Origin of the sequence: Dialister sp. CAG:357 (assembly GCF_000435155.1) — a bacterium.
Classification (GTDB): Bacteria; Bacillota; Negativicutes; order Veillonellales; family Dialisteraceae; genus Dialister; species Dialister hominis.
Map to the genome: position 1 here is coordinate 1 of NZ_FR896382.1, position 3,083 is coordinate 3,083.

At 51.4% G+C, this 3,083-nt stretch carries 2 protein-coding genes and 1 riboswitch; both genes read left to right on the plus strand.

From position 1 onward, the window contains the following. The first annotated feature begins 85 nt into the window (after window positions 1-85). A riboswitch (ZMP/ZTP riboswitch) is annotated at window positions 86-171 on the plus strand. 59 nt (window positions 172-230) lie between these two features. Further along, the gene (locus M3200_RS02315; RefSeq protein ID WP_022381928.1) at window positions 231-1,523 is read left to right on the plus strand and encodes an L-lactate MFS transporter; all 1,293 of its coding nucleotides are present in this window, start codon (window positions 231-233) and stop codon (window positions 1,521-1,523) included. A gap of 260 nt (window positions 1,524-1,783) precedes the next feature. Beyond that, window positions 1,784-3,019 (plus strand): S-layer homology domain-containing protein, encoded by a 1,236-nt coding sequence (locus M3200_RS02320; RefSeq protein ID WP_022381929.1) that lies wholly within the window; start codon window positions 1,784-1,786, stop codon window positions 3,017-3,019. Window positions 3,020-3,083 lie beyond the last annotated feature (64 nt).

Below are 3,083 nucleotides of genomic sequence, written 5' to 3' on the forward strand. Positions count from 1 at the left end.
TATTCATCCCCCAAATTTCCGTGAAGAGCCAGAATTCTTTCCTTGACACATATGGAAAAGGATGGTAATCTAAAGCCACAAACGAAAGACACCGCGGAACTGACGGAATGATGTGGAATCGACCACGTGAACCGCGGATGATCTGATTGGCCGACCGTCTGGGCAGGGAAACCTGAACAGGCGGTTTTTGCGTCTTTGGTTTCCCTTCATTGTTAAAGTGGAGGGATTATATGAGAAGAAATCGTTGGTTGATTGCACTCGCTGCGGTCGGAATTCACATCTGCATAGGCAGCGTCTATGCATGGAGCGTCCTTACAAAGCCGGTCATGGCAGCTATGGGACTGACTCTTAGCGAAACGACATGGGCATTCTCGCTCGCTATTTTATTCCTTGGCATGTCCGCAGGCTTCCTGGGCGGCTTCGTGGAAAGGATCGGACCATCCCGCAGCGGTCTCGTTTCCGCTCTTTTCTTCGGCACAGGACTTTTGGGGACAGCGCTTGCCGTGCACATGCACTCATCGGCGCTCCTTTACCTTTTCTACGGATGCATCGGAGGCATCGGCCTTGGCACCGGATACATCACGCCGGTTTCCACACTCGTCAAATGGTTCCCGCGCCACAGAGGCTTTGCGACAGGCCTGGCAATCATGGGATTCGGATTTGCCGCACTGATCGCCGGCCCGGTCATGCGCTGGCTCGTTGATACGTACGGACTGTTAGAAAACTTTATCATCCTTGGCTGCGTTTACGCCGTCGTCATGATTGCTTCGGCTTCCTACCTGCGTCCGCCGAAAAAAGGCGAAATTCCTGCCCTGATCGATGAAGTCCTCGCGCAGGAAGCGGCTCTTGGCAAGAAGAGAACCGTCCTTGGCCCGCAGATGACCAGAAAAGAAGCGATGCATACATGGAAATGGTATGCGCTCTGGTGGGTATTCTTTACCAACATTACCTGCGGCATCGGTCTTCTTGCCGTTGCATCCCCGATGGCACAGGAAGTCATCGGCATGACCCCGGCGCAGGCAGCATCCCTCGTCGGCATCATCGGCATCGTCAATGGCGGCGGCCGTATCGTATGGTCCAGTATTTCCGACTGGATCGGCCGCGGCGTCACCTACATGGTATTCTTCCTCTTTGAAGTCTTTGCTTTCCATCAGCTCTCCATTACCAGAGAAGGCTTCATCTTCCAGGCACTCGTTCTTGCCATCATCTCCTGCTACGGCGGCGGCTTCTCCTGCATGCCGGCATTCCTTTCTGACATCTTCGGCGTACGCCAGCTCGCTTCCATCCACGGATCCATCCTGACTGCATGGGGCATCGCAGGCGTGGCAGGCCCGCTCATCCTGGCATTCATGAAAGAAACCACCGGCAGCTACAGCGCTACCCTCCAGCTCTTTGCCGGAATGCTCGCCGTTGCCTTTGTCATCAGCGCCGTCCTCCACTGGAGAAACGAAGTGGACAAGAAACGCTACGTCATGGAAGAAGCATCCAAAGACTCCATCTCCAACATGGCAGAAGCACATTAAGCAAATGGGTAATTAAGTAAATATGTAATAAAGGGTTGTGGAAATGTTCAATCATTTCTACAGCCCTTCTTTTTTTGAAGCACAGCGTTCAATTATTAAAGCAATACACATTGTTCATTAATGAAATCCTATACATATTTCTAATAATTCCTTGTTATCCTCTAATCTAGTTGCTATAATAAGACGAATCTTTCACTTAGTCTTGAAATATGGCGGTCGGGAGCTGCTGTTTTCAGACTCGTTTGAAAAGGAGTTTAGAAATGAAGAAGATCACCTTGACTGCCATGGCAGTCCTTGCACTTGGCATTTCTGCCAGCGCAGCCAACCCATTTTCTGATGTGACACCCAATGACTGGGCGTATCAGGCAGTCGTCGATCTGTCCGAACAGGGCGTCGTTGTCGGCTATCCGGACGGTACCTTCCGCGGCGAAAGAAACATCACCCGTTTCGAAATGGCACAGATCATTGCACGCATGCTGGCCAATGAAGATCAGATGAATGCAGAGCAGAGAGCCATGCTGGACAAACTCGCCGGCGAATATGCCGATGAACTTGGAAACCTCGGCGTACGCGTGTCCAACCTTGAAAAGAAAGTCGGAAACCTTTCCTTCTCCGGCAACAGCCGTGTCCGTCTTCTCCAGTACTATGGTGACAAGGGCGAAGCCGTAGATAAATGGGATGGCCGTATGCAGGTTTCCGTCAAGGGCCAGGTCAATGACAGCACCTATGCCTATGGCCGTCTCCGTTACGACATGAACTTCAAGGGAAAAGACAAGCGCGATGCGTACATGAATACGCTCTACGTTCACCATGATTTCAATGGCAAAGCAGGACTGACACTCGGCCGCATGGATCTTTTCCTTGGCCAGACCGGACTGCAGTACGATGATACCTTCGACGGTGCTATGGCTACCATCGGATCCAAGAAACTCGCCGCTGATATCGGCTATGGCCGTTTCATTGGCGGAAACCTTGGCAAAGCAGATACGAAAGAAGAAAGAGCCGCAGCGATTGCCCGCGTATACGGCAAGAGCGGACGTCTGGCTTATGATGCGGAATACATCCAGGGCGAAGACAAGTATGATGCACGCATCTGGGGCGCAGGCCTTACTGCCGGCGTGACTGAAGATATCGACATCTTCGGCGACTACTACCAGAACACCGATTACAAGGGCGATCCGCAGACATGGACAGCAGGCCTCGCATTCGGCCACTACAACATAAAGAAACCTGGCACCTTCCGCATTGCTGGCCAGTACATCAGTGCTGAAAAGGGCTCCTTCCTGAACGACACCACCTACACAGCATCCGCAGCAGGCCTTGTAGAAGACAGAAATGATATCAACCGTTCCCGCTTCTGGCTCGCATCTGCCGATCTTGTTCTCATGAAGAACGTCCGTCTCCACGGTGAATACGCATTCGATGTCAAGACAAATGGCAAAGCCAAGACCAATTACGACGATCTTGCCACCGTCTCCCTGAACTACGTATTCTAAGAAAACGGATGGAATAGATAATTAAATAAAAAAAGGGGATGTGACAAAATTCATCCCAACAAAA

What these genes read in the sequence shown, in the direction of transcription:
- M3200_RS02315 (WP_022381928.1), top strand. Translation starts at nt 231, where the DNA reads ATGAGAAGAAATCGTTGGTTGATTGCACTCGCTGCGGTCGGAATTCAC.
- M3200_RS02320 (WP_022381929.1), top strand. Translation starts at nt 1,784, where the DNA reads ATGAAGAAGATCACCTTGACTGCCATGGCAGTCCTTGCACTTGGCATT.